This window comes from Mesorhizobium sp. LSJC269B00 (genome assembly GCF_000502815.1).
GTDB lineage: Bacteria > Pseudomonadota > Alphaproteobacteria > Rhizobiales > Rhizobiaceae > Mesorhizobium.
The window spans coordinates 366,426-392,168 of sequence record NZ_AYVN01000003.1; the positions used below are offsets into that span (position 1 = coordinate 366,426).

Annotated in this window: 27 protein-coding genes; 16 read left to right on the forward strand and 11 right to left on the reverse strand. The window is 63.0% G+C overall.

All coding sequences use genetic code 11. The annotated features are described in order from the left end of the window. The first annotated feature begins 5 nt into the window (after nt 1-5). Entirely contained in the window at nt 6-809 is an 804-nt protein-coding gene (locus X771_RS155050; protein ID WP_023687585.1) for an ATP-binding cassette domain-containing protein, read from the forward strand. A 384-nt stretch (nt 810-1,193) separates the two neighbouring features. On the opposite strand, the gene X771_RS1000000168755 is transcribed toward X771_RS155050, so the two are convergent. Next, nucleotides 1,194-1,379: a hypothetical protein gene (locus tag X771_RS1000000168755; protein WP_023687586.1), complete on the reverse strand. Its 186-nt coding sequence runs from the start codon at nt 1,377-1,379 to the stop codon at nt 1,194-1,196. 310 nt (nt 1,380-1,689) lie between these two features. Here X771_RS1000000168755 and X771_RS155040 point away from each other — a divergent pair, with 310 nt between their 5' ends. The 4 genes from X771_RS155040 (at nt 1,690) to X771_RS155025 (ending at nt 4,880) form a co-directional block, all read left to right on the forward strand. Continuing rightward, on the forward strand, nt 1,690-2,049 hold the full coding sequence (locus X771_RS155040; RefSeq protein ID WP_023672096.1) for a septal ring lytic transglycosylase RlpA family protein: 360 nt from the start codon (nt 1,690-1,692) through the stop codon (nt 2,047-2,049). A gap of 252 nt (nt 2,050-2,301) precedes the next feature. Further along, nucleotides 2,302-3,579, forward strand: a complete 1,278-nt coding sequence (locus X771_RS155035; protein WP_023687587.1) for a polyhydroxyalkanoate depolymerase — start codon at nt 2,302-2,304, stop codon at nt 3,577-3,579. 192 nt (nt 3,580-3,771) lie between these two features. Further along, nucleotides 3,772-4,389, forward strand: a complete 618-nt coding sequence (locus X771_RS155030; protein WP_023672098.1) for a transglutaminase-like cysteine peptidase — start codon at nt 3,772-3,774, stop codon at nt 4,387-4,389. Nucleotides 4,390-4,673: 284 nt separating this feature from the next. Continuing rightward, nucleotides 4,674-4,880, forward strand: a complete 207-nt coding sequence (locus X771_RS155025) for a hypothetical protein (protein WP_023672099.1) — start codon at nt 4,674-4,676, stop codon at nt 4,878-4,880. A 90-nt stretch (nt 4,881-4,970) separates the two neighbouring features. Here the strand turns inward: X771_RS155025 and X771_RS155020 are convergent, their stop codons facing one another. The 4 genes from X771_RS155020 to X771_RS155005 all read right to left on the reverse strand — a co-directional run bounded on the left by X771_RS155020 (nt 4,971) and on the right by X771_RS155005 (nt 7,738). Beyond that, nucleotides 4,971-5,339: a helix-turn-helix transcriptional regulator gene (locus X771_RS155020; protein ID WP_023687588.1), complete on the reverse strand. Its 369-nt coding sequence runs from the start codon at nt 5,337-5,339 to the stop codon at nt 4,971-4,973. Beyond that, nucleotides 5,339-5,857, reverse strand: coding sequence for a Smr/MutS family protein (locus tag X771_RS155015; protein WP_023672101.1), 519 nt, complete (start codon nt 5,855-5,857; stop codon nt 5,339-5,341). The genes X771_RS155020 and X771_RS155015 overlap by 1 nt, the downstream gene beginning before the upstream one ends. Then, the gene (locus X771_RS155010; protein ID WP_023687589.1) at nt 5,854-6,954 is read right to left on the reverse strand and encodes a murein transglycosylase A; all 1,101 of its coding nucleotides are present in this window, start codon (nt 6,952-6,954) and stop codon (nt 5,854-5,856) included. The genes X771_RS155015 and X771_RS155010 overlap by 4 nt, the downstream gene beginning before the upstream one ends. 79 nt (nt 6,955-7,033) lie before the next feature. Beyond that, nucleotides 7,034-7,738, reverse strand: coding sequence for a Tim44/TimA family putative adaptor protein (locus X771_RS155005; RefSeq protein ID WP_023687590.1), 705 nt, complete (start codon nt 7,736-7,738; stop codon nt 7,034-7,036). Between the two features lie 196 nt (nt 7,739-7,934). Between X771_RS155005 and X771_RS155000 the strand changes: the two genes are divergently transcribed. Next, nucleotides 7,935-8,435 carry an FxsA family protein gene (locus X771_RS155000; RefSeq protein WP_023687591.1) on the forward strand — a complete coding sequence of 167 codons (501 nt, stop codon included), beginning with the start codon at nt 7,935-7,937 and terminating at the stop codon, nt 8,433-8,435. 139 nt (nt 8,436-8,574) lie between these two features. Then, nucleotides 8,575-9,075: a protein-export chaperone SecB gene (gene secB / locus X771_RS154995; protein WP_023672105.1), complete on the forward strand. Its 501-nt coding sequence runs from the start codon at nt 8,575-8,577 to the stop codon at nt 9,073-9,075. Nucleotides 9,076-9,317: 242 nt separating this feature from the next. Here secB and dnaQ read toward each other — a convergent pair whose 3' ends face one another. The 5 genes from dnaQ to X771_RS154970 form a co-directional block, all read right to left on the reverse strand. Continuing rightward, complete coding sequence (gene dnaQ, locus X771_RS154990; protein ID WP_023672106.1) at nt 9,318-10,022, reverse strand: DNA polymerase III subunit epsilon; 705 nt, start codon at nt 10,020-10,022, stop codon at nt 9,318-9,320. A gap of 125 nt (nt 10,023-10,147) precedes the next feature. Continuing rightward, on the reverse strand, nt 10,148-10,732 hold the full coding sequence (gene coaE / locus X771_RS154985) for a dephospho-CoA kinase (RefSeq protein ID WP_023687592.1): 585 nt from the start codon (nt 10,730-10,732) through the stop codon (nt 10,148-10,150). Between the two features lie 27 nt (nt 10,733-10,759). Beyond that, complete coding sequence (locus X771_RS154980) at nt 10,760-11,587, reverse strand: shikimate dehydrogenase (protein WP_023685038.1); 828 nt, start codon at nt 11,585-11,587, stop codon at nt 10,760-10,762. Continuing rightward, the gene (locus X771_RS154975; RefSeq protein WP_023685039.1) at nt 11,580-12,179 is read right to left on the reverse strand and encodes a Maf-like protein; all 600 of its coding nucleotides are present in this window, start codon (nt 12,177-12,179) and stop codon (nt 11,580-11,582) included. Before X771_RS154975 ends, X771_RS154980 begins: the two co-directional genes overlap by 8 nt. 58 nt (nt 12,180-12,237) lie before the next feature. Beyond that, the gene (locus X771_RS154970; protein WP_023687593.1) at nt 12,238-13,059 is read right to left on the reverse strand and encodes a pyruvate, water dikinase regulatory protein; all 822 of its coding nucleotides are present in this window, start codon (nt 13,057-13,059) and stop codon (nt 12,238-12,240) included. Nucleotides 13,060-13,462: 403 nt separating this feature from the next. Between X771_RS154970 and hemE the strand changes: the two genes are divergently transcribed. The 9 genes from hemE to X771_RS154925 all read left to right on the forward strand — a co-directional run bounded on the left by hemE (nt 13,463) and on the right by X771_RS154925 (nt 24,007). After that, a complete protein-coding gene (gene hemE / locus X771_RS154965) occupies nt 13,463-14,494 on the forward strand; it encodes a uroporphyrinogen decarboxylase (RefSeq protein ID WP_023687594.1) in 1,032 nt (343 codons plus the stop codon). Next, on the forward strand, nt 14,494-15,036 hold the full coding sequence (gene hemJ, locus X771_RS154960) for a protoporphyrinogen oxidase HemJ (protein WP_023687595.1): 543 nt from the start codon (nt 14,494-14,496) through the stop codon (nt 15,034-15,036). The genes hemE and hemJ overlap by 1 nt, the downstream gene beginning before the upstream one ends. Nucleotides 15,037-15,199: 163 nt before the next feature. Further along, nucleotides 15,200-16,465 (forward strand): transcription termination factor Rho, encoded by a 1,266-nt coding sequence (rho, locus tag X771_RS154955; protein WP_023672113.1) that lies wholly within the window; start codon nt 15,200-15,202, stop codon nt 16,463-16,465. A 170-nt stretch (nt 16,466-16,635) separates the two neighbouring features. Beyond that, on the forward strand, nt 16,636-17,562 hold the full coding sequence (locus X771_RS154950) for an EamA family transporter (protein WP_023687596.1): 927 nt from the start codon (nt 16,636-16,638) through the stop codon (nt 17,560-17,562). 474 nt (nt 17,563-18,036) lie between these two features. After that, complete coding sequence (mnmE, locus tag X771_RS154945) at nt 18,037-19,359, forward strand: tRNA uridine-5-carboxymethylaminomethyl(34) synthesis GTPase MnmE (RefSeq protein ID WP_023687597.1); 1,323 nt, start codon at nt 18,037-18,039, stop codon at nt 19,357-19,359. Nucleotides 19,360-19,690: 331 nt separating this feature from the next. After that, nucleotides 19,691-21,565, forward strand: a complete 1,875-nt coding sequence (gene mnmG, locus X771_RS154940; protein WP_023687598.1) for a tRNA uridine-5-carboxymethylaminomethyl(34) synthesis enzyme MnmG — start codon at nt 19,691-19,693, stop codon at nt 21,563-21,565. Then, nucleotides 21,562-22,194, forward strand: a complete 633-nt coding sequence (gene rsmG, locus X771_RS154935; protein WP_023687599.1) for a 16S rRNA (guanine(527)-N(7))-methyltransferase RsmG — start codon at nt 21,562-21,564, stop codon at nt 22,192-22,194. Before mnmG ends, rsmG begins: the two co-directional genes overlap by 4 nt. Nucleotides 22,195-22,259: 65 nt before the next feature. Further along, on the forward strand, nt 22,260-23,057 hold the full coding sequence (locus X771_RS154930) for a ParA family protein (RefSeq protein ID WP_023672118.1): 798 nt from the start codon (nt 22,260-22,262) through the stop codon (nt 23,055-23,057). Between the two features lie 62 nt (nt 23,058-23,119). Then, nucleotides 23,120-24,007, forward strand: coding sequence for a ParB/RepB/Spo0J family partition protein (locus X771_RS154925; protein WP_023687600.1), 888 nt, complete (start codon nt 23,120-23,122; stop codon nt 24,005-24,007). A 272-nt stretch (nt 24,008-24,279) separates the two neighbouring features. Here X771_RS154925 and holA read toward each other — a convergent pair whose 3' ends face one another. Continuing rightward, a complete protein-coding gene (holA, locus tag X771_RS154920; RefSeq protein ID WP_023687601.1) occupies nt 24,280-25,323 on the reverse strand; it encodes a DNA polymerase III subunit delta in 1,044 nt (347 codons plus the stop codon). Nucleotides 25,324-25,743: the final 420 nt, after the last annotated feature.

Here is a 25,743-nt window from a genome sequence, read left to right on the forward strand (position 1 = left end):
GTTCGATGCCAACCGCCAGCCTGACCGCCATCCGTTCCTTCGTCGCCGCGCCGGAACCGTCACGGCCGGAGGAGGCCGTCGAAAGGCAGCGCGCCTTTGCCTTCAAGGGCGTGGAAAAGCGCTTTGGCGACAAGGTCGTGCTCGACGGCATCGATCTCGATGTGCCCGTCGGACAGTTTGTGGCCGTCATCGGCAAGAGCGGCTGCGGCAAGAGTACGCTGTTGCGGCTGCTGGCCGGGCTCGATCGGCCAACCGCTGGATCCCTTACATTCGGGCCGGAGGCGAAGGCCGGCGCCGGCGAAGAGAGCCGCTTCATGTTCCAGGAGCCGCGGCTGTTGCCCTGGGCCAGCGTGGTGAAAAACGTCGAGGTCGGGCTGACCGGGCTTGCCACCGGTGCGGAAGCCAGGCGGCGCGCGCTCGCCATCCTGGGTGAAGTCGGCCTCGCCGACCGCGCCGACGAATGGCCCTCGGTGCTGTCGGGCGGCCAGAAGCAGCGCGTGGCGCTGGCGCGTGCACTGATCGGACAGCCAAAGATTCTGGCGCTCGACGAGCCGCTCGGCGCACTCGATGCGCTGACCCGCATCGAAATGCAGCAGCTTCTGGGACGCATCTGGCTGGAGCAAAAATTCACCGCCGTGCTGGTCACGCATGACGTCGCCGAGGCGGTTGCGCTCGCCGACCGGGTGGTGGTGATCGACGAGGGCCGCATCGCGCTCGATCTCGACGTGTCGGTGGCGCGGCCGCGCCGGCGCGGTTCGGTCGAGCTTGCCAGGCTGGAGGGCAGGATTCTGGATCAGCTGTTCGGGTAGTGCTGTCGCGGGCAGGGCATTCTATCCGAACCGGATAGATAGGTAACAGAATGGACCGGCAATATGGGGTGGCTGTTTTCTTGCTCGCCGGGTTGGCCCTGTTTGCGACTGCGGGTTTGACCAGCGCCTTCCCCCACTCCGTCACCGCTTCGCGGCGCCACCTCTCCCCCCTCCGGAGGGAGAGGAAGGGAGCCAGGCCGCATAAGTTCGCGCCCCTGCAAGGCTCGCGCCTTTCCTCTCCCCCGTCGATCGGGGGAGAGGTGTCGAGCGAAGCTCGACGGAGNAGGCTCGCGCCTTTCCTCTCCCCCGTCGATCGGGGGAGAGGTGTCGAGCGAAGCTCGACGGAGTGGGGGTCGATCTGTGGCGGTCGACTTTCGTCGCAACTCACCCCGGCGAACGGCTCGCCCATACCAGCCCGGCGAAACCGACCAGCATGGTCACGATGCCGATATAGAGCCATTGCGACTGGCCGGTCATGAAGCTGCCGCCGACCACGCCAATGCCTTGCAGCGACCACAGCGCGCCGATGGCCAGTACGATCAGAGCCAGCGGATATTTGAGCAGTCTCATCGTTGGAATCCCTTTTCAAAGTCGATGGTCAACTGCGCCATGACCGTGATGACAGAGCGAAAGGACGGCGCCCAATCGCGCTCTCTTCTACTTGTAATATAACGTCCTGCCTTGCTCACGGAGTCTGTGAAACAGCTCGCAATATCGCCAGCGATACGGCCGCGCCACACGAAAGATGCCTGACAAACTGTTTCCCAGCGACTCCAAACGTGTGCCGGTGCCACGGAACTGCCCGATGCTTGCCGCATTTCCTGCCTTATTCGACACTTAACGGCTGGGGTCTGTCGAAAACGGAGCCAATCCCCCCAACATGAAGAAAACAAACCAGACCGCGCTTGTCGCGGTAACGATCGCGGCTGGCCTAATGGTCGGTGCATCCGCCTCCTCCGCCGCTGGCCAGTGCGGTCGCGCCTCCTGGTACGCACTGCATTCCAGGACCGCCAATGGCGAACGCATGAACCCGTCGGCGCTGACCGCCGCGCACCGCAGCCTGCCTTTCGGCACCAAGTTGAAAGTGACCAACCAGAATAATGGCCGCAGCGTCATCGTGCGCATCAACGACCGCGGCCCGTTCATCAAAGGGCGCGTGCTCGATCTGTCCAAGGGCGCCGCCGGCCAACTCGGCTTCATCGGCTCCGGCCATACCTCGGTGTGCATGGCGCGCGTCTAGATCTGTCCAAGTCCGGCCCGATCGGGCCGGACACATCCTGCCCCGTTGTCCAACAGCCTTGCATTTTGCAGTGCACATTGAGCCGGCTGCACCCGCCCAACGCGGTTTCTCAATGCCTTGGACGGAAGATTGGCATATGTCACGCCACGTGACGTATTGCATCGCAGCAATATCTTGTTAACCTCCGCGCGAGACATTCAAGGCTCGGCGCTGTCCGTCGTCCCTTCGGTCACGGCAGCTGCGGAGTACCTGATGTTCTACCAGCTCTACGAAATGAACCATGCCGCCCTGCAGCCCGCGCGGCTTTATGCCGATGCAGTGCGGCTGTTCTACACCAACCCGCTCAATCCGTTTTCGCATACGCCGTGGGGCCGCTCGGTCGCCGCCACGGCCGAACTGTTCGAGCGCACAACGCGCCGCTACAGCAAGCCGCATTTCGGCCTGAGCAAGACCGTGGTCGACTGGAAGAGCGTCGAGGTCAGCGAAAAGACCGTGTGGTCGCGGCCGTTCTGCAATCTCACCCGCTTCGAGCGGTCGGTGCCCGCCGGGCGCAAGGCCGACCCCAAGCTTCTCATTGTGGCGCCGATGTCGGGCCATTATGCGACGCTGCTGCGCGGCACGGTCGAGGCGATGCTGCCCTATGCCGACGTGCACATCACCGACTGGGTCGATGCCCGCATGGTTCCGGTGACCGACGGCCATTTCGACCTCGACGATTATATCGACTACATCATCGACATGCTGCATGCGCTGGGGCCGGACACCCATGTGATGGCGGTGTGCCAGCCTTCGGTGCCGGTGCTGGCGGCGGTGGCGCTGATGGAAAAGCGCGGCGATCCCTTCGTGCCCTCGACCATGACCTTGATGGGCGGGCCGATCGACACACGCCGCAATCCGACCGCGGTCAATCTGCTGGCCAAGGAAAAGGGCATCGACTGGTTCCGCGACAACGTCATCATGCACGCGCCCTGGCCGGTGCCGGGCTTCGGCCGCGAAGTCTATCCGGGCTTCCTGCAGCTGTCGGGCTTCATGAGCATGAACCTCGACCGCCACATCACCGCCCACAAGGACTTCTTCATGCATCTGGTCAAGCATGACGGCGACAATGCCGAGAAGCACCGCGATTTCTACGACGAATATCTGGCGGTGATGGACCTGACGGCGGAATTCTATCTGCAGACCGTCGACACGGTGTTCGTGCGCCATGCGCTGCCCAAGGGCGAGATGACGCATCGCGGCGAGGTGGTCGACACCAAGGCGATCCGCAATGTCGCGCTGTTCACGGTCGAAGGCGAGAACGACGACATTTCCGGTCTCGGCCAGACCCAGGCCGCCCACGATCTCTGCCCCAACATCCCGGCTGACCGGCATGCGCATTACATGCAGCCGGCCGTCGGCCATTACGGCGTCTTCAACGGGTCGCGATTCCGCTCGGAAATCGTGCCGCGCATCGTCGATTTCATCACAAGCTACGGCCGCCAAACACGGGTAGCGGTGAAACCCAAGCTGGTCCGCTCCGCCAAAGGCTGAGGCTCGATCCGGCTGCAGCGTGCATTGCCCGCAAAAGCGGGGCGATTTTGCGCGCCACAGGCGTTCTGTTGCACAATAGACGCTGTTGGGCGGGCGCGGGTAACCATGCCGAAGAATCTGGCTCCCCCGATAATTGACACGGAGTGTAAATCCCCTTTAACCTTTCATTAACAACAAGGGCGAACGGGGACAATGACTTCCTCACCGATGGCACGGACGCTGCGCTTGTGGGCGGCAGCAGGGCTGGCGATCTCTGCGTGCTGGGCAGTGCCGGCACTTGCAGGCGGCGCCATGGCGACGGGCGGCATGACCTCGCAGCCGATCGGCCACTATGATTTCTGTAAAACCCAGCCCGGCGAATGCTCGATCCGGCCGAGCAACCTCAACCCCGCCGCGATGACCGACGCCTTCATGCGCAAGCTGATCAACGTGACGTCAAGGGTCAACGCCGCCGTCAAGCCGATGAGCGACTACGACATCTATGGCAAGGACGAGGTCTGGGCCTATCCCGACAAGGGCGTCGGCGATTGCGAAGACTATGTGCTGGAAAAGCGCCGCCAGCTCTCGCGCTCTGGCGTGTCGCTGGCCGATCTCTTGATCACCGTCGTGCGCAAGCCGGACGGCGAAGGCCATGCCGTGCTGACCGTGCGCACCGACAAGGGCGACTACGTCCTCGACAATCTGACCGACAAGGTGAAGATCTGGGACGCCACCGGCTATCGCTTCCTCAAGCGGCAGGCCATCGACAACACCGGCCGCTGGGTCTCGATCCGCGGCGGCCAGCAGGTACTGGTCGGCGCGGTTCAGTAAGGACACGACGCTTTCGAACGAGCGGGATATCGGCCCGCGCGCCATCTTCAGGATGAGTCAGCGCCGCCCCCATCAACGCTGCGGAATAGGTGCCGGCGCAGCGGCTATCTCCCTTCCCCCGTCACTACGGGGAGAAGGTGCCGGCAGGCGGATGAGGGCAGCGCTGCCCTCGAAATCTTATCTCTCGAAACGCCTCCTCAAAAAATTTCGCTACCTGCGTGAACCAAACCGTCTCCAGCGGCGACACACAGCCGTAAACAGAAACCCAACCATGGAGACTTCAAATGACTGCTTTCCTGCGTAATGCTTTCCTCGCCGCCATCGCGGTATCGTCCCTGGCCGGATCCGCTATGGCCGACCAGACCGGCTGCGCCAAGAACAACCAGTGGGGCAATCGCTGTTGCGATCTCACCTCGGACTGCCTGGGTGGCGGTCGCGGCGGCGATCATGACAGCACTGGCGGCCGTGGCGGCCAGGCCGGCGCGAAGTAATCGTGACATATGCCCGCTGGCTATCGGCCGGCGGGCATCGCTTTCAGGAACAGCGCAAGCAAACCTTGCGCCTTGGCATCGCTTACCGGATTACTCTCGCCGCTCCAGTGCGGCCCGGATCGACGCGGTGATGCGGGCAAGCTCGGCTTCGTCCAGCTTCTCGATGTTTTCGGCCAGGAGATTGGCCAACTCGGTGGCGGCAGGACTGAGGCCGGACGTATCGAGTCTCACCCGCGGATGTGAGGCCTCGGCCAGACGCGCCAGCTCTTCGGCATCGTCCCAGATGACGTTGAAATAGCCGATGATCTTCTGGATCAGCGTCCAGGTCGGCGCGCCACGGCGGCCATGTTCCAGCGCCGACAAATAGGCGGCGCTGACTCCGATCGCCTGCGCCATGTCCTTCTGGCGCAAGCCGCGCTCGGCTCGAAGCGCCCGCAGTTTTTCGCCGAAGGGCGTCATCAGCGGGTTCGCCTGAGTCGAACGTAGAGCGCGCCCGAACCGCCGTGGTTGCGGGCGGCGTGATCGTGGCTGGAGACCAGCGGCCGGAAGGCAGGCGTCGACAGCCAGGCAGGCACGGCGCGCCGCAAGACGCCGTCGCCGCCCGACGACGACCCTTTTCCCGTAATGACGAGGACATAGCGGATGCCGCCGGCATGGGCCCGGTGCAGGAACGAAAACAGCAGCGAATAGGCCTCGTCCTGGGTCATGCCATGCAGATCGACGCGGCCTTCGATCGGCAGCCGGCCCTTCTTCAGCTTGTCCAATGTCGGCTCGTCCAGCGCGTGCGATACATGCTGCGCCTTCGGCTTGGCGGCGAGGACCGGACCGACAGCGACCGGCGTCTGTGCCGGCTTGGGGTCGACGACGATGTCGGGAATCTCGACCGCGGTCCGGCCCTTCAGCGGTCGGGCGGTGCGCGCCACCAGGTTCCACAGCACCCGGTCGTCTTCGTTGAGTTTATCGGGGCGCTTGCTCATCGATTCGATTCCGAAACGAGAGCGCGTGGAACCAAGGCATAGAAATCGGCCGCATTGCGAACGACGCCGGCGATCTCGCCGGCCGCATCGCCGGAGCCGGCGAACAGATCGCCCCGCGCCGGTCCGGTGATGGCCGAGCCGGTGTCCTGCGCAATCATCAGCCGCCGGAACGGTTTTCCGTCGAAGGCGGTCAGCGACGGAGCGTCGATGTAGAAGGGGGTACCGAATGTGTGCAGCAGCCGGTCGACCGCGAGCGAACGGCCCGGCGTCAACGGCACCTTGGCGGCGGCGATAGGACCGAGTGCGGCATCGTCGACATCGGCTTCGCGAAAGAAGATATAGGAGCGGTTCTGCCAGAGGATCTCGTCGACGCGATCCGGATGCGCCCTGAACCAGGCGCGGATAGACTGCATCGTCACTTTTTCCAGTGGGATTTCGCCGAGTTCGGCGAGAATCTTCCCCGGACCGCTGAAACGTTGGCCGGATTTGGCGGCGTAGGTGACGCGGCAAAGCCGGCCGTCGGTCATCTTCAGCCTGGCCGCACCTTGCACATGGATGAAGAAGACGTCGACCTTGTCGGCAAGCCAGGCGATTTCCAGGCCTTGGCCGGCCAGCGCGCCTCTCTCGATCTCACTGCGGTCGAAATACTCCACCAGGCCCTGCGGCGTATCGCGGGCGAAGGCGAGATAGTCGTCCATCCCTCGAGGACGGTTGGCATCATCGATGTCGACGAGATCGGAAGGCCGCTCCAGCAGCGGCACCGTGAATTCATCCGTGCGCACTGGTGAGGCCTCGACCTCCGGCTCGTAGAAGCCGGTGACCAGGCCGGGGTTTTCGGATCGAATCTGGACTGGGGCGAAATGGCGCTCGAAAAAACCCTTGGCCGCCGACCGATTCGCCGGCGAAACGGTGCGCGCCTCGTCATAAGCGCCGGCAAACGCGTCGAACCGGACGCCCAACGAACCGGTGCGGTAGGGCTTGTTCAGGACATGAAAGGCCGAACGGCGGAAGGCTTCGAAAGCGGGCAGATGGTCATCGAAATTCCAACCGGGAAGATCATCGAAGGACTTTTCCACGAAAAGCGGCGAGAGCGACACCTCAGCCTCGCCACTGCCGATGTTTGCCTGCATGTCGCTATCCCAAAAAAGCTGCCCGCACCGGGCGACATGCATAGGCTCAGTCTTCTTCCTCGGTGGCGACCAGCTTCCAGTTTGGATCGCGCGAGCGTGTGTCGCGGGCGAAGGTCCAGACATCCTTGACCTCGGCCACCGTCTCGGGATCGCCATCGATGACGGCACCCGCCTTGTCGCGGGTCGCCGAAATCAGTTCGCTCACGATGCGCAGCGTGATGTGGGCCTCGCTGCCCTTCATCTCGGCCGAGACGATGTCGGCCTTGTCGATGCCGACGAAGGAGGACTGGATCTTTTCGGCTTTCGCCTCGCGGTCGCCAATCGCGGCAACGAAGCCGTCAAAAACCTCGCGCGACAACAGGTTCTTCAGCGTTTTTCGGTCGCCATCGGCATAGGCCATGACGATCATCTCATAAGCCATCTTGGCGCCGTCGACGAAGACTTTGGGGTCGAAGGAGGGATCATTGTCCTTGATCGCGCGCAGGCCCTTGTTGAGGTCGGTGTCGGGCTTGGCGAAGGCATCGATGGCCGCATAGGTCTCGGCAGCCGTCTCGCCCGGCATGCGCTTGCGTGGCAGCGAAACCACATTTTCGGGCTTCTGGGTCGCGTCCTTCTCGGTGCGGCTGGCCGTGTACGGATCGAAGGGCGGGCGCTCGCTGCCCGTGCGGCGGCCAAGCACGTTGCGCAGCTGGAAAAAGATCACCACCGCCGCAATCAGAAAGAAAATGGTGCCGAAGTCGAAGAATCCCATATCTTTCGCCAATCAATCCCTGACCTGGCCGGGACCGCCAGCCAATCGGGCGGCGGTCGCATGGCGTTAAACATGCAAAGCATATAGAACGCATGGCGCAATCATTCAAATCAAAGGCAGGCATACCTATCTAACGGCCTCAGTGCCAGCGGCGATTATGCGCCGCCCGGCAAACATGGAAACGATCGGTCAAGACTTGCGCATTTCCTTCCTTCCTCTGTTCCTGCTTGCGCTGCCGCTGCTGGAAATCGCCGGTTTCGTCATTGTCGGCCGCGAGGTCGGGGCGCTGGCGACGGTCGGTCTGGTGCTGGCTTCAAGCATTGCCGGCGTGCTTCTGCTCCGGCACCAGGGTTTTGGCGTCATGGCGCGGGTCCGCGCCGAGATGGCCGGCGGCGGCGACCCCAGCCGCCAGCTCGCGCATGGCGCCATGATCGTGGTCGCCGCGATCCTGTTGATCATCCCCGGCTTCATCACCGATATTGTCGGCCTGCTGCTGTTCCTGCCGCCGGTGCGCGACCTTGCCTGGCGCAGGCTCAAGGGCCGCATCGTCGTCGCGACCGATTTCACCGCCGGCGGTTTTCGCGGCAGGTCGCGTGACAAGGTCATCGACCTCGACGACCGCGACTATTCGCGCGAGGACGATTTCAAGCGCGGTCCCGACCATAACTCGCCGTGGCGCCGCCTGAAGGACGACTGAACGTCACCTTGCCAACGACTGACTATTGACCCCTTTCGGCCTGAAGGCGGCAAACCTTGTCTTGTCTTGCCGACCATGCTAGCCAACGCCCGATTTCAATTCGGTCAGCGCTGCTGTCCAGGCAAAAGGAACAAGGCTCATGGCCAGCAAAGATGACGCGCCGGTCGGCGCCGCCAACGGCAACGGCGAAACGGCGCAGCCCTCGCTCAACGTGCTTGCCCAGTATGTGAAGGACCTGTCCTTCGAAAGCCCCGGCGCGCCGAACTCGCTGCGCGGCCGCGACAAGGCCCCAGGCATTGCGATCAACGTCAATGTCAATGCCAACCCGCTCTCCGACAAGCAGTTCGACGTCAATCTGACCTTGAACGCCAAGGCGTCCTTCGACCAGGAAGTGCTGTTCAATGTCGAACTGGTCTATGGCGGCGTCTTCGCCATCGCCGGCTTCCCGCAGGAGCACATGCTGCCGATCCTGTTCATCGAATGCCCGCGGCTTTTGTTCCCGTTCGCCCGCCAGATCATCGCCGAAGCCACCCGCAATGGCGGCTTCCCGCCGTTGATGCTCGACCCGATCGATTTTGCCCAGATGTTCCAGCAGAAGCTGGCCGAGGACCAGGCGGCATCGAAGGTCAAGGTGAGCTGAAGGCAAGCGTCACGCGCATGAGTTGAAAGCCCGGCTTCGTGCCGGGCTTTTTGTATACTGAGATGCTGGCGGGACAGCACCCCCTCTGCCTTGCCAGGCATCTCCCCCTCATCGCGACCTTCGCCAACTTTAGACGTTGCAGGAATGGGCTGGAGCGGCGAAGCTGCTGATCTCCCCCCTTGAGGGGGAGATGGCCGGCAGGCCAGAGAGGGGTGTGACGGAACGCTACCTCCGCGATCCGTTCACCCCGCCGCCACCTTCAGCCACAGCGCCTTTTCACCCAGCGTCGCCACCAGCCCCGCATGCGCCGCTCGCTCGCCCTCAGTCAGGCGCGGCGGCAGGGCGATTGGCCTGGCGGCGATCGAGATGTCGATGTCGGCAACGTCGCCATTGCTGTTGAGCTGCACCACGACCGCGTCGAGGACAAGTGCGGCCTGCTTGCCGCCGATGAGTTCGATGTAGACCTCGGCCAGGAGCTCGGAATCGAGCAGCGCGCCGTGCTTGGTGCGGTGGCCGTTGTCGATGCCGTAGCGGCGGCAGAGCGCGTCGAGCGAATTGGGGCCCATCGGATGCTTGCGCCGCGCCAGCGCCAGCGTGTCGACGACGCGCCCGGTGTCTATGGCCGGCTGGCCGAGCCGCCCGAATTCCGTGTTGAGGAAGCCGATGTCGAAATTGGCGTTGTGGGCGACGAGCTTGGCGCCGTCGGTGAAGGCGAGCCATTCCTCGGCGATTTCGGCAAAGGTCGGCTTGCCGACGAGGTCGGCGGCGCTGATGCCGTGCACGGCTTGCGCCTCGACATGGACGGCGCGCCCCTGCGGATTGATGAATTTGTGGAAGGTGCGGCCGGTCGGGAAGCGGTTGACCAGCTCGACGCCGCCAAGCTCGATGATGCGGTCGTCGCGCATGTCGAGTCCGGTGGTTTCGGTATCGAAAATGATCTCACGCATAGAATCAACTCACTCCTGGAGGAGTAGAATCATGGAGCGCAACAAAATGGCAATGGGCAATGCCGACAGCCTGCCGTCAGGAGCCTTATGGGCGCGACTTATCCCCCAGGAGTTAGCAGGCGAGCTCAGCGCCCTGAGAGCTCGGCAATGATCGCGCCGACCGCGCTGCGGGCGGCGTCCATGCCTTCACCGGTGTCGATGACGAAATCGGCCTGCCGGCGTTTTTCGGCATCGGGCACCTGCTTGGCCAGGATGGCCGCCAGCTTTTCCTCGCTCATATCAGGACGCGCCAGCACGCGGGCGCGCTGGATATTGGCCGGCGCGGTGACGACGACGACCTTGTCGACACGGTTGCGGCCGCCGGTTTCGAACAGCAGCGGAATGTCGAGCACGACGAGCGGCGCGGCGGCGGCGCGGTGCCTTGCCAGAAAGGCATCGGCATCGGCCCGCACCAGCGGATGGACGATCGCCTCCAATGTCTTCAGCGCAGCAGCGTTGCCGAGCACGCGGCGCGCCAACTCGGTGCGGTCGACCGAACCGGCAATCACGGTGCCGGGAAAGGCCGCCTCGACGAGAGGTGCTGCCTTGCCGGCATAGAGGCGATGCACGGTCTCGTCGGAGTCATGCACCGGCACGCCGGCGTCGACGAACATTTTCGCCGTCGTCGACTTGCCCATGCCGATCGACCCGGTGAGGCCAAGCACGATCATCATTTTGCGCCCATCATTTGCGACCCATCATTTGGCGACGATGTCGGCGACGATCATCTGTCGCAACTCAGGCGTGACCTGCGGCTTCTTGCCGAACCAGCGTTCGAAACCGGGCACAGCCTGGTGCAACAGCATGCCGAGCCCGTCGACCGTCTTCAAGTTTCTCGCGCGGGCAGCGGCAAGCAGCGGTGTTTCCAGCGGCACATAGACGATGTCTGCGACAATGGCGTGAGCTGGCAGGCCGGCCGGATCGGCGGCCAGCGTCGCATCGCCATGCATGCCAAGTGCCGTCGTGTTGATCAGCAAGCCGGCATCGCCAAGCAAGTCGCCGACCGCGCCATGCGCCGAGACGCCGGCCCCGAAGCGGTCGGCGAGTTCCTGCGCCCGCGCCAATGTGCGGTTGACGATGCGGATATCTTTGATGCCGCGCGATTTAAGCGCGTGGATGACCGCGCGCGACGCGCCACCGGCGCCGAGCACCACGGCCGGAGCGTTTCTCTCCCAGCCCCGGGCATGCTCGTCGAGATTGCCGGCAAAGCCGATCCAGTCCGAATTGCCGCCCCACAGCACGCCGTCGTCCAGCCACAGCATGTTGACCGCGCCGATCATCTCCGCCGCCTCGTCGCGGCGCTCGACCCGGGCGAAGGCGACTTCCTTGTGTGGAATGGTGACGTTGCCGCCCTGATAGCCATTGGCCTGGAGGGAAGAGAGGAACTCGGGAAAATCGGCCGGCGCGACATCGATCGCATGATAGCTGCCGTCGATGCCGTATGTGTTCAGCCAATAGCCGTGGATCTTCGGCGAGCGCGAATGCGCGATCGGATGGCCGGTGACGAAAGCTTTTTTCTCAACCATCGATGGCTCCGAGCGCACGCAATTCCGCCAGCACCGGTAACAGCGGCAGGCCGACAATGGTGAAATAATCGCCTTCGATCTTTTCGAACAGCTGGATGCCTTCGCCCTCGATCTGGTAGGCGCCGACGCTCGACAACGCCTTGGCGCCGACGCGGGCCAGGTGCCGGCCGACGAAGGCCGGATCGAGCTTGCGCATGGTAAGGCTGGCGATGCCGACGTGACGCCACAGCACCTTGCCGTTGCGGCAGAGCACGGCGGCGCTGTTCAGCTGATGCGTCTTGCCCGACAGCGCCAGCAGATGGCGGCGGGCGCCTTCCATGTCGGCCGGCTTGTGGAACACTTCATCTCCCAGTGACAAAGTCTGGTCGCAGCCGAGCACCAGGGCGCCCGGTCTGCGTTCGCTGACCTCGGTCGCCTTGGCTTCGGCGAGTATCAGGGCGACATCTTCCGGCGACACACCGCTGTCCTGCAACGGCGCCTCGAGCGCACGCTCGTCGACATCGGCAGGCACCGCTTCGATGCCGAGCCCGGCATTGATGAGCATTGCTTTGCGGAACGGGCTGCCGGAGGCGAGGATGATTTTTTCGGTCATGGGTTCTGGGCCTGGTCGATAGTGGTTGATCGGGGCAGGAGGTCGCGTTGCCATCCCATCATCTATTCTTCCCCCGCAGGGCAACAATGGCTGCCGCGGTCTCTTCGATCGAGCGGCGGCTGACGTCTATCATCGGCCAATTGTGGCGGGTGCAGATCTGGCGGGCATAGGCGAGCTCTTCGGCGATCGAGGCACGGTCGACATAATCGGTCGCTTCGTAGGTGCTGCTGTTGCCGAGCACGCGGTTCTGCCGGACATGCGAGATGCGTTCGGCGGTGGCGATCAGCCCGACGATCAGCGGCTTGGTGGCAGCGACCAGGCTTTCGGGCACCGGCACGCCGAGCACGATCGGGATGTTGGCGGTCTTGATGCCGCGGTTGGCGAGATAGATGCTGGTCGGCGTCTTCGATGTCCTGGAAATGCCGATCAGCACCACATCCGCGTCGTCCATATTGAGCGGCAGCTGGCCGTCATCATGCTCCATGGTGAAATTGAGTGCGTCGATACGGTGGAAATATTCGGCGTCGAGCACATGCTGGGCGCCGACGCGGCGGCCGGCCGGCGTGCCAAGATAGGACTGGAAGACGGTGAGGACCGGCTCCAGCACCGAAACACAGGGCAGCCCCATGGTGGCGCAGCGCTCGTCAATGCCGCGCGCCAGCTTCTGGTCGACGACGGTGTAGAGGATGATGCCCGGTTCCTCCTCTATGTCCTCGAAGACTTTCGCCACCTGCTTTTCGGTGCGGATGAGCGGATAGATATGCTCGATGGCTCGCGCATCCTTATATTGCGCCGAGGCGGCTCGGCCGGCCGCCAGCAGCGTCTCGCCGGTGGCGTCGGAAATCAGGTGCAGATGAAAGAAGCTCTGGGGTTTGTTCACAGGGGGCGCCTCAGGCTGTGGGCTTGTGTGGATAAATAGGGACCGCAAAGGCGACCGGCTGGAGGCGACTGTATCAGAAGGCCAGTTGTCCACAATTCAATGCGCTGTCAGCTCCACGGTGCGGCTGGGGACAAATCTGGGGACGGGCGTTTTTGCCAGCGCTTCATCCACAGAGGCGGTTTTTCAGCTGCTACGCCAAACCATTGACTCCAGTGATGGAATCCTGGTCATCCACACTCTTTGCCAATCCCGCGGAAGAAACACGCGACAAAATGCTGGCTGGCCTTTTCCAGGGCAAAGCGGGACAGGTGACAACCACCGATACCAACAGACTCTTAGAATCATCAGAAGATTCTAGAAATAGACTATTTAATTATAGAGAAGGCAGGGAAGAGAGCGCTCAATGCCCGAGAACCGCATCGTGCTGGACGTGCTGAGAGGCGAGGCAGTGTTTCCGCCGCCGCTCTGGATGATGCGCCAGGCCGGGCGCTATCTGCCGGAGTACCGCGAGACCAGAAAGCGCGCCGGGTCCTTCCTCGATCTTTGCTACAATCCTGATCTGGCCGTTGAGGTGACGCTGCAGCCGATCGAGCGCTTTGGCTTCGATGCCTCGATCCTGTTCTCGGACATTCTGGTCGTGCCGCATGCGCTGGGGCGCGATGTCCGCTTCGAGGAGGGCCGCGGGCCGCTGCTGACGCCAATCACTGCAGCTGAGATTTCGGCTCTCAACGGCGAAACGTTTCACGTGAATCTCGAACCGGTCTACGAGACGGTTCGCCGGCTGCGGGCAAGATTGCCTGACGAGACCACGCTGATCGGCTTCTGCGGCGCGCCGTGGACGGTGGCGACCTACATGATCGCCGGCCACGGCACACCCGACCAAGCGCCGGCGCGGCTGTTTGCCTATCGCGAACCGACGGCCTTCAAGCATCTCCTGAAAGTGCTCGCCGATCACTCCGCGGCCTATTTGATCCGCCAGATCGAAGCCGGTGCCGACGTGGTGCAGATTTTCGATTCCTGGTCCGGCGTGCTTGATGATGCGTCTTTCGAGCAGTTCTGCGTGCAACCGGTGGCGGAGATCGTCAGGCAAGTTCGTGCGGTTCATCGCGATGTTCCGATCATAGGCTTTCCCAAGGGCGCCGGCGCCCGCTACGAGACCTATCGTGAGAAGACCGGGGTGACGGGGCTGGGGATCGACTGGACCGTGCCCCTGTCGGCTGCGAACGAACTGCAGCATTCAGGTGCGGTCCAGGGCAATCTCGATCCCTTGCGGCTTGTGGCTGGCGGCAAAGCCCTGTCGGACGGCGTCGATGCGATCCTCAAGGCGCTGGGCGACGGACCGCTGATCTTCAATCTCGGCCATGGCATTACGCCGGAGACGCCGGTGGCGCATGTCGAGGCGATGGTGAAGCAGGTGCGGAGCGCGACACGCTGATGGCTCAATCGGATAATACGGGCGGCAACAGCACTCGTGGGGCGATGATGCGCATGACCATCGGCATCGGAGTGCTGGTTGTTCTCACCGCACTTTTGTTTTTCTTTGCGCCTGAGGGTTTCTATCCCTGGGCGAAGGCAATCCATATCCTGGCCGTCATCTCCTGGATGGCCGGCATGCTCTATCTGCCGCGATTGCTGGTCTACCACGCCGACGCAGAGAAGGGGTCCGTCCAATCGGAGACCTTCAAGGTGATGGAGCGGCGTCTGCTGCGCGGCATCATCAATCCGGCGATGATTGTCACCTGGGTGTTCGGGCTTTGGCTTGCCTGGAAAGTGTTTGGCTTTCACGGCGGCTGGCTGCACGCCAAGATGGGCTTGGTGCTGTTGCTGTCGGGCGTGCATGGCTATCTGGCCGGTGCTGTCAGGAAATTCGCCGAGGACCGCAATGAAAAACCGGCGCGGCACTGGCGAATCGTCAACGAGATCCCCACATTGCTGATGATCGTCATCGTCATCCTGGTTGTCGTCAAGCCGTTCTAGGCCCATTTCGGTCGACAAAACGCAGCTTGCTCTTTCCCCCGACCGACGATAAAAGACGGGTCTTCCTTCCCGTCATGCGCCGCCCTTGATTGCTTTCGGCCGCGCCCGGCATTTATCGCATCCAGCCGATATATTTTCCCCAAAGCAGATTCAGAGTCCGTCTATGCAAGAAATGAAACTCGCAGAGTTCAAGAACAAGAAGCCGCCAGAGCTGATCGCCTATGCCGAATCGCTCGAAGTGGAAAACGCCAGCGTCATGCGCAAGCAGGAACTGATGTTTGCCATCCTGAAGAAACTGGCCGCCCAGGACGTCGAGATCATCGGCGATGGTGTGGTCGAGTTGCTGCAGGACGGTTTCGGCTTCCTGCGCTCAGCCAACGCCAATTATCTGCCGGGTCCCGACGATATCTACATCTCGCCCTCGCAGATCCGCCGCTTCTCCTTGAAGACCGGCGATACCGTCGAAGGGCCGATCCGCAGCCCAAAAGAGGGCGAGCGCTATTTCGCCCTTCTCAAGGTCAACACGATCAATTTCGACGATCCCGAAAAGATCCGTCACAAGATCCATTTCGACAATCTGACGCCGCTCTATCCGACCAAGCGGCTGAAGATGGAGATCGACAATCCGACCGGCAAGGACATCTCGTCGCGGGTGATCGACCTGGTGGCGCCGATCGGCAAGGGACAGCGCGCGCTCATCAACGCGCAGCCGCGTACCGGTAAAACGGTGCTGATGCAGAATATCGCCCACTCGATCACGGCCAATCATCCGGAATGCTATCTGATCGTACTTCTGATCGACGAACGGCCAGAAGAAGTGACCGACATGCAGCGTTCGGTGAAGGGCGAGGTCGTGTCCTCGACCTTTGACGAACCGGCGGTGCGCCACGTCCAGGTCGCCGAAATGGTCATCGAAAAGGCCAAGCGCCTGGTCGAGCATGGCCGCGACGTCGTTATTCTGCTCGATTCGATCACCCGCCTCGGCCGTGCCTACAACACCGTTGTGCCGTCCTCCGGCAAGGTGCTGACCGGCGGTGTCGACGCCAACGCGCTGCAGCGGCCGAAGCGCTTCTTCGGCGCGGCCCGCAACATCGAGGAAGGCGGCTCGCTGACGATCATCGCCACCGCGCTGATCGACACCGGCAGCCGCATGGACGAAGTCATCTTCGAAGAGTTCAAGGGCACCGGCAACTGCGAAATCCAGCTCGACCGCAAGGTCGCCGACAAGCGCATCTACCCGGCCATGGACATCTTGAAGTCAGGCACCCGCAAGGAGGACCTGCTGGTCTCCAAGCAGGATCTGCAGAAGATCTTCGTCCTGCGCCGCATCCTGGCGCCGATGGGAACCACCGACGCGATCGAGTTCCTGATAGACAAGCTGAAGCAGACCAAGACCAACGCCGATTTCTTCGATTCAATGAACACGTAAGCAGTTTCACCGGATCATCGGTCATGCATGAAACCCCGTTCCGGGAAACCGGGACGGGGTTTTTCATTGCGGGGGCAAACAGGTCGCATTTCCGACAGGGCGTGGCCTTGGGCGGCAATTTCCATCGCTGTCGTCATGCGAGTAATCCCGTCTCGAAGATCGGAGGCCGCATGAAGAAAACAATCCCGACCCTGATCGGCTTCTCGGCCATTCTGACATGGTCGTTCCTGGCGCTGCTTTCGACTGCGGCTGGACCGATTCCGCCCTTTCAGCTGGCGGCGATGACGTTTCTGCTTGGCGGGTTGGCCGGCGCGTCGAGCTGGCTTGTCCGTCCGGCGGCGACCAAGTCGCTGCGCCAGCCGTGGCAGGTCTGGGCGCTCGGCACAGCGGGGCTGTGCATTTATCACTGCGCCTATTTCTTCGCCATCCAGTCGGCGCCGCCGGTCGAGGTCAGCCTGATCGCCTATCTCTGGCCGTTGCTGATCGTCGTCTTTGCCGCCTTCCTGCCTGGAGAAAAGCTTAGGGCCCATCACATCGCCGGCGTCGTGCTCGGCCTTGCCGGCGCCATTGTGGTGATCACCAAGGGCGGCACGATCGGACTGGCCAATGGTGTGATGAAGGGGCATGTCATCGCGCTGTTCTGCGCTTTCATCTGGGCCGGCTATTCGGTTTTATCGCGCCGCTTTGGCAAGGTGCCGACCGATGTCGTCGCCGGTTACTGCTTCATCACGGCTGCGGTCGCCTTGGTGCTGCACCTGACGCTTGAGGCTACCGTCTGGCCACAGACGGCGACGCAGTGGAGCGCCATCGTCATCTTGGGCGTAATACCGCTAGGCGCCGGCTTTTACGCCTGGGACTATGGCTGCAAGCACGGCGACATCATGATCCTCGGCGCCCTCTCCTACGCGGCGCCCCTCTTCTCGGTCATCGTGCTTCTGCTGGCAGGCTTTGGTGTGTTTCACTGGTCGGTGGCTGTTGCTTGCATCCTGATCACGGTCGGAGCGGTGGTCGCGGCCAAGGATTTGCTGTTCGCGCCGCGGCCGCTATCCATTGATGTGACGCGGCTTCCTTCGGCCTTGGACGGAAACACGGGTTGAGCTACCGGCGTCGCAGCAGCGGCTCGGTTCCTACGGATCCGGCCCCACGGGCAGGATAGCCGGTACATAGCTCCGGTCTGCCGGTCTGCGGCCGGATGCCACTGGCCAATGTTAAGTCGATTCGCATCCGTTCCGATCGCGGAGACGATCGGCGTGACGCGGGTCGGGATTTCCGATTCGCAACCGGAACGAGGCTTGCCTCATGGGGAGATGGGCTCCAGCTTCACGGTTCCGGGCCAGGAACAGGCATTGCCGGCCTGCCGTAGGGCTTGCTGGCCCGCCCAGAACTGCTTGGCGTCGGGATTAGGACCCGCCTGCTCGCACATGGATGACGAGGCGGCTATACAGATTTGGTAATGTCCGGCCGCTCCTCGCGATCGACCTTACCTTGATATTGACGAACAGCCGGTTCATGACGGCCGCGACACTGTGGGATTGTCGACCGGACAGCTAGGCGACCGGTGAGAAGGGCAAATGATTTCAGGCGATTCGATCGTTGCGCTTTCCAGCGGGCGCCTGCCCGCCGGCATCGCTGTCATCCGCATTTCCGGACCGAAGACTCGATTCGTCGTCGAAACGGTTGCCGGTGGTAAGGTCAAGGACCGGGTTGCAACCCTGCGCAAGCTCCGAACGGTGGACGGTTCGCTTATCGACAACGGCCTGGTGCTGTTTTTTCCTGGGCCGAACAGTTTTACCGGCGAGGATGTCGCCGAGTTCCACGTCCATGGCGGCCGCGCCGTGGCCGGCAAGATGCTGGAGATCATTGCCGGGTTTGACGGCGTGCGTCATGCGGAACCTGGTGAATTTACGCGCCGGGCTCTTCTCAACGGCAAGCTGGATCTGGTTGAGACGGAGGCGTTGGCCGATCTGGTCAATGCCGAAACCGAAGCGCAGCGGCGCTTTGCCGTGCAGAATGCCGAAGGAGTGCAAAGCGAACTCTATCTTGGCTGGCGCCGTCGGCTGATCCATGCACGGGCGATGATCGAGGCGGAAATCGACTTCGCCGACGAAGACGACGTGCCCGGTTCGGTTTCGGACACGGTCTGGTCCGATGTGCGCGCAATGGTGGGCGAGATCGGCCGGCATGTCGATGGCTTCCATGCCGCCGAGATCATCCGCGACGGGTTTGAGGTTGTCATCCTCGGTGCACCGAACGCCGGAAAATCCAGCCTGTTCAACGCGCTGGCCAGGCGTGAGGCGGCGATTGTTACCGACGAGCCCGGCACGACGCGGGACTTGCTCGAAGTGGTGCTGGATCTCCACGGAGTGCGGGTCAGGGTAACCGACACCGCGGGCCTGCGCGAGTCGCCCGGCAAGATCGAAGCGATCGGCATCGAAAAGGCGCGGGCCAAGGCGCACACGGCTGACCTGGTGCTGTTGCTGGAAGATCTGGCGGACCCTACTGCGATCGGCAACATGCCTGTCGAGGCCCCGGCTTTGAGAATCGGCACCAAGGTCGATCTCTTGAAAGGTTCGCCGCGATCAGAGGCGTATGATGCGTTGATATCGACGGTGGACGGCACTGGTTTGGCTGAACTGCTGGCTGAGATCGGCAGGCGCGCCGCGGCTGCTATCGGCGATGCCGGGGACATCCTGCCGTCTCGGTTGCGGCATGTGGAGCTGCTCAATGAGACCAGGCGCTTTCTGATCTCGGCTTTGTCGGGGCAAGAGTGCGGCCAGGAGCTGCGGGCGGAGGAGCTGCGTCTTGCGGCGGATCGGCTTGGCCGGATTGTCGGCGCGGTGGATGTCGAGGACCTGCTGGACGTGATCTTTTCGCAGTTTTGCATTGGGAAGTGACTCACGTGAAACAGGGGGGCGCGCTGTGTGAGTGACTCACGTGAAACACAGGGGGCCGCCCAAGTGCGTGTTTCACGTGAAATGAGACGGTTGGCAAAAGGGCAAGTGGCCGAAAGCCTGCACCGCCCCTCATTGTCCCCGTTCATGGGGAGAAGATGCCGGAAGGTAGATAAGGGGCAGCGCCAAACGAGGCTTCGCTGCTCCTAGACTCACGTGAAACACCTCTGCGACTTTCAGCACTCCGGTCCACGTGAACGAATCAACCTGCAATCCTTGACAGCGTCCTCTTGTGGGGACATGTGTCGGGAAATCTCTGAATCTGGAAGGGACAATGATCGATCGCTATGATGTGGTTGTGGTGGGCGGTGGCCATGCCGGGTGCGAGGCTGCGTCCGCTGCCGCGCGCGCCGGCGCCAGGACCGCGCTGGTCACGCTGCGCTTCGACACGATCGGTGTCATGTCCTGCAATCCGGCGATCGGCGGCCTCGGGAAGGGCCATCTGGTGCGTGAGATCGACGCCATGGACGGGCTGATGGGCCGCATCGCCGATGCTGCCGGCATCCAATTCCGCCTGCTCAATCGCCGCAAAGGCCCTGCCGTGCGCGGGCCGCGCACGCAGGCCGACCGCAAGCTGTATCGGCTGGCCATGCAGGAAGCGATTCGGCAGCAGAACGGTCTCGACGTCGTCGAAGGCGAGGTTCTGGACTTCGACATCGTGGATGGACGGGTCGCCGCTGTGCGCCTGGCCGACGGGCGCCGGTTGGTGTGCGGCGCGGTGGTGCTGACCACCGGCACGTTTCTCCGCGGTCTTATTCACATTGGCGACAGGAAGATTGTCGCCGGGCGGATGAACGAGCAGGCGAGCCTTGGCCTGTCGGCGACGATGAGCCGCGCCGGTTTCGCGCTTGGACGGCTGAAGACCGGCACGCCGCCGCGGCTCGATGGCCGCACCATCGACTGGGCGTCGCTGGAAAGCCAGGCGGCCGACGAACATCCAGTGCCGTTCTCGCTGCTCACCGACACAATCAAGAATCCGCAAATCCATTGCGGCATCACGCGCACGACACCGGCGACGCACGAGCTGATCCGCGCCAATCTCGGCCGCTCCGCCATGTATTCCGGCTCGATAGAGGGGGTCGGACCACGCTATTGCCCGTCGATCGAAGACAAGATCGTCAAGTTCGGCGATCGAGAAGGTCATCAGATATTCCTCGAGCCGGAAGGGCTGGACGACGACACGGTCTACCCCAATGGCATTTCGACCTCCCTGCCCGAGGATGTGCAACTCGACATTCTCAAAACTATACCCGGGCTAGAGCGGGCGACCATGCTGCAGCCCGGCTACGCCATCGAATACGACCATGTCGATCCGCGCGAGTTGGAGCCGACGCTTGAGGCCAAACGTATTGCGGGGCTTTTCCTAGCCGGTCAGATCAACGGCACCACCGGTTATGAAGAAGCCGGAGCGCAGGGCCTGCTCGCCGGGCTCAACGCCGCGCGCAACGCGGCGGCCGACGACCAAATCGTGCTCAGCCGCACCGAAGCCTACATCGGAGTGATGGTCGACGACCTCACCAGCCGCGGCATTGCCGAGCCCTACCGCATGTTCACTTCGCGGGCGGAGTTTCGCCTATCGCTGCGCGCCGACAATGCCGATGAAAGGCTTACGCCTCTGGCAAATCGGCTTGGTATCGTGTCGCCGGAGCGGACGCAGCGGTTCAATCAAGTCACACAGGATCTTGGTAGGGCGCGCGAACTCGCAGTTGCGACGACGATGACGCCCAACGAAGCGGCGCGGCATGGGCTGGAGATCAACAGGGACGGCGTGCGCCGCTCCGCTTATGAATTGCTCGCTCATCCCGGCGTCGATATAGCCTGGCTGGCCCGTGTTGCGCCGGCCTTTGGCGCAATCGACGTCAAAACCGCTGAGCGGCTCGAAACGGAAGCGAAATATTCGGTTTACCTTGATCGCCAGCAGGCGGATGTCGGACAGATCCGCCGCGAGGAAAGCCGGTTGATCCCGGCGTCGGTGGATTTCGCCGATGTTCCCGGCCTGTCCAATGAGCTGAAGCAGAAGATGCTAACGCGTCAGCCGCGTTCGATCGCTGACGCGCAGCGTATGGAAGGCATGACGCCGGCGGCGCTGGCCATCATCGTCGCGCACGTCCGCAACGCCGAATCGGCTGCCCAAAGGGCCGTTGCGTGAGCGCTGCCTCATGGGCGAGCCTGCAAGAGGCCGCGGGACCGGTTTCACGTGAAACATTCGACCGGTTGGTGGTGTTCGAACAGTTGTTCCTGAAATGGAACCGCAGCATCAATCTGGCCGCGCCGTCGACGCTGGACGATGTCTGGGGCCGCCATATTCTGGATAGCGCGCAGCTGGCGCGAATCGCTCCGCAGGCCAAACGCTGGGCCGATCTCGGTTCGGGCGGCGGTTTTCCGGGCCTGGTAATGGCCTTCCTGCTGGTCGAACGCGATGGCGCGTCGATCGATCTGGTCGAGAGCAACCGCAAGAAAGCGTCGTTTTTACAGGCGGTCATTGGCCAGTTCGGCTTGCCGGCGCGGGTTGTCGCGCGGCGCATTGACGACAGCTATGCGCTTGTTTCCTCACCGGAAATCATCACGGCGCGGGCGCTTGCCGCTCTACCTGCGCTGCTCGATCTGTCGGCGCCGTGGCTGACCAAGGGATCGCGGGCGCTGTTCCACAAAGGCCGGGATTACCGCTCCGAGGTGGAAGAAAGCACTCACCGCTGGGCTTTCGATCTGGTAGAACATCCGAGCATGACCGACGCCCATGGCGTCATCCTCGAAGTGACCGATCTGCAGACTGCGTAAGCTCTCCTTCGCAACCTTGGCGACGCAATGAATACCTGGCCCACATGAATACCTGGCACAGACCCATGAAAACCGGACCTCGCATTATCACCGTCGCCAACCAGAAGGGCGGCGTCGGCAAGACAACCACCGCCATCAATCTGGCCACGGCGCTGGCCGCGATCGGCGAAAAGGTGCTGATCGTCGATCTCGACCCGCAAGGCAATGCCTCGACGGGTCTCGGTATCGACCGCAAGGACCGCACCGTCTCCTCCTACGATGTGCTGACCGGCGAACTGGGCCTGGAAGAGGCCGCCATTCCAACGGCGGTGCCCGGCCTGTCGATCGTGCCGTCGACGCTCGATCTGCTCGGCATCGAGATGGAAATCGCCTCGGCACCGGATCGCGTGCTTAAGCTGCGCAACGCGCTGCGCGCCGCCACCGAGCGCGGTGCGCCGTTCGGCTATGTGCTGATCGACTGCCCGCCCTCGCTCAACCTTTTGACTTTGAATTCAATGGCGGCAGCCGATTCTGTTCTTGTGCCGCTGCAGTGCGAGTTCTTCGCGCTGGAAGGGCTAAGCCAACTCCTGGAAACGGTGGAGCAGGTGCGCCGTTCGATCAATCCGGACTTGATCATCCAGGGCATAGTGCTGACCATGTATGACGGCCGCAACAACCTCGCCAACCAGGTGGTGCAGGACGTGCGGGCACATATGGGCGACAAGGTCTACGAGACCATCATTCCTAGGAATGTGCGAGTGTCCGAGGCGCCCTCCTATGGCAAGCCGGCAATCCTCTATGACCTGAAATGCTCGGGCAGCCAGGCCTATCTGCAGCTGGCGTCCGAAGTGATCCGCCGCGAGCGCAAATTGCGCGCTGCTTGATTAGGCAGGATCGATAAACAAAGCCGATCCGTTACCGAAACGATCAAGAATCTGGAATTGAGATGAGCGAAGACCTTTCGAGAAAGAGACTGGGCCGCGGATTGGCGGCGCTGATCGGCGAAATAGATCGCCCGGCAGCGGCCGAAAAGCCAGGCCTGAATGCCGACGGCAAGGTGCCGATAGAGTTCCTGAGCCCGAACCCGAAAAACCCGCGCCGGTACTTTGGCGACGCCGACCTCACCGATCTCGCGCAGTCGATCCGCGAGCATGGCGTGGTGCAGCCGGTGGTGGCGCGGCCTTCGCCCACGCAGGCCGGGCGCTACGAGATCATCGCCGGCGAGCGCCGCTGGCGGGCGGCGCAGCGAGCCGGGCTGACCGAGATCCCGATCATCGTGCGCGACGTCAACGACCGCACAGCGCTGGAACTGGCGATCATAGAAAACGTGCAGCGCACGGACCTCAACCCGGTCGAAGAGGCGCTGGGTTACCAGCAGTTGATCGACGACCACGGCTACACACAGGCCGACCTCGGCAATGTCATCGGCAAGAGCCGCAGCCACGTCGCCAACACGCTGCGGCTGCTGAAGCTGCCCGACGTGATCCGCGACATGCTGGTCGACGGCGCGCTGTCGGCCGGCCATGCCCGGACGCTGGTGACGGCGCAGGATCCCGCCGGGCTAGCCAAGCAGATCGTCGAAGAAGGGCTTTCGGTGCGCCAGGCCGAGGCGCTGGCGCAAATGCCGGCGGGCGGCACGCCGCCCAAGGCAAAACCAGCACACGCCGCATCGGGCAAGGATGCCGACACGCTGGCGCTGGAAAGGCTGATGACCAACACGATCGGCATGATCGTGACCATCGAGCACAAGGGCAAAGGCGGCGCGATTCGCGTGGACTACCGCAGTCTGGAGCAGCTCGACGAGCTATGCCGGCGGTTGAAGGACGAGCGGTAGAGGGTTGGGGTTGCGCCATATTTAGCCGGCGAATGAAGTTCTGGCTTAGGATGAAGAAAGGGCTTGGCGGTTGCCTGCCCTTCTTTTTATTGGCGATTGCCGAAGGGATCTAACTGCTGATCTCCCCCCTTGAGGGGGAGATGGCCGGCAGGCCAGAAGGGTCGTCTCCCATCAAGCGCCGACCTCGTTTGTCGTTGCGAAAGGCGCCAGCGCTCCACGCGCCGCGACCCCCTCTGTCGCCTTTGGCGACATCTCCCCCTCAAGGGGGGAGATCACCGCTGCGCCAGCCTCGCGCTCTCCACCGCAATGCCGAGCAGCGCCTGACGCGCCAGCGCTTCCGACAAATCCGGCCTTCGCCGCGTCTGCAGCACGGCCGATTGCAGCCGGTTCAGCGCGCGGCTGAGCGCCTCGACGTTCCAGCGCTCCAGCGCCTTCTCCACCAGCTTGCGCCGCGAGAAAAACACCGGCGGACGGGCGCCGGCCACTGCCGAGGCGGCGTTGCGGCCGGCGGTGTCCATCTGGCCGCGCATGACCTGAAGCTGCTGCAGCTGCCGTATCGCCGAGGACAGTACCAGGAAAGGATGGCCGCCGGACAGGCAGTGGCGGGTGAAGGCGGTGTCGAAGTCACCGATCCTGCCCTCCAGCACAGCATCGACCGCGTCGTCGAAGGAGGCGCCGGAGACGTCGCCGGACATCGCCCTTACGTCGTCGAGGCTGATGTCCTTCTGGCCGTGGGCATAAAGCACCAGCTTTTCGATCTCGCCGCGCGAGGCCAGCCGGTCACCGCCGAGATTGCGGCGCAGCGCCTGGCGCGCATCGAGCGCCATCGACATGCCGGCCTTGCGCAGCTCGTCGTCGATGACGCTGTCGATGTCGCGGGCTTCATCGGCATAGCAAGGCAGCGCCATGGCGTTGTCGGCCGCCTCGACCACGGCGCGCAGCCCGACGCCCTTTTTGAGATCGCCGGCCTCGATGAGAATGATGGCGTCGCGCGCGGGCTCCGCCGTCAGCGCCTTGACGTCGTCGGCCAGCGCCTTCTGACCGCTGGCATTTCGCACCCACAGAAGCCGCCGGTCGGAGAACATCGGCACGGTGCGGGCTTCATCGAGCAGCCGGCCCTGGTCGCGATCGACCTCCGCGCCATCGAGCCGGACGACTGAGAACGGATCGTCGAGCGACAGGCCGGTTTTCGCGGCAAAGGCTTTGGCCCGCTCGGCGACCAAGCCGCGGTCGGGTCCGTAAAGCAGGACGATCGATATGCGCGCGTCCGGCTTCGCCAGCCACGAATCGACTTCGTATCCTTTTTTCTGCGCCATTAGCGGTGGTTAGCATGGGGAGAGGGCGGAGTGAACGTTCTCCAGAGAGTTCGAGACCCTATTGCCCTTCCTCTCCCTCCGGAGGGGGGGGAGGTGGCTCGGCGAAGCCGAGACGGAGTGGGGGAACCACCTGGCAATCGCCGCGAACGGACAAAGGAAGGGCACTATCTCAAGCGTTGCCTAGCGCCCAAGGGTCGACCCCCACTCCGTCGAGCTTCGCTCGACACCTCTCCCCCGATCGACGGGGGAGAGGAAAGCGCCAGTTCGCCGACCTTGATGCGTTCATCTCTCCCGGAGGCCGTGAAGTGACTATCTGCTGGAAATCCTGCAAAACTTTGCGCCTAATTGCGCGCCGCTCCCCAACATCGACAAGAAATTTCGCCGACATATCTGCATCTTGCGGTCGCCTGCCGGCCGTGA